1 protein-coding gene is annotated in these 749 nt (G+C 64.8%); it reads left to right on the forward strand.

What is annotated here, in order from left to right; all coding sequences use genetic code 11:
* Positions 1-749: serine hydroxymethyltransferase (gene glyA / locus G3O00_RS43060; protein WP_206146641.1), on the forward strand; the 749-nt coding region annotated here is incomplete at both ends.

The following is a 749-nucleotide window of genomic DNA, read 5'->3' on the forward strand; positions in this document are numbered from 1 at the left end:
CACGGCGGCCACCTGACGCACGGCTCGCCCGTGAACATGTCGGGCAAGTGGTTCAACGTGGTGAGCTACGGCCTGAACGAAAACGAAGACATCGACTACGAAGCGGCCGAGAAGCTCGCGCAGGAACATAAGCCGAAGCTGATCGTCGCAGGCGCGTCGGCGTTCTCGCTGAAGATCGATTTCGAACGTCTGGCGAAGATCGCGAAGTCGGTCGGCGCGTACCTGATGGTCGACATGGCCCACTACGCAGGCCTGATCGCAGCGGGCGTGTACCCGAACCCGGTGCCGCACGCAGACTTCGTGACGACGACGACGCACAAGAGCCTGCGCGGCCCGCGCGGCGGCGTGATCCTGATGAAGGCCGAGTACGAGAAGCCGATCAACTCGGCGATCTTCCCGGGGATCCAGGGCGGCCCGCTGATGCACGTGATCGCGGGCAAGGCCGTGGCGTTCAAGGAAGCGCTGTCGCCGGAATTCAAGGCGTACCAGGAGAAGGTGGTCGAGAACGCCCGCGTGCTGGCTGAAACGCTGGTGAAGCGCGGCCTGCGGATCGTGTCGGGTCGTACGGAAAGCCACGTGATGCTGGTTGACCTGCGTGCGAAGCACATCACGGGCAAGGCAGCGGAAGCAGCGCTGGGCGCGGCGCACATCACGGTGAACAAGAACGCGATCCCGAACGATCCGGAAAAGCCGTTCGTGACGAGCGGCGTGCGCCTGGGTTCGCCGGCAATGACGACGCGCGGCTTCGG

It is taken from the genome of Burkholderia sp. Ac-20384, from assembly GCF_017104605.1.
In the GTDB taxonomy this organism is placed as follows: Bacteria; Pseudomonadota; Gammaproteobacteria; order Burkholderiales; family Burkholderiaceae; genus Burkholderia; species Burkholderia lata.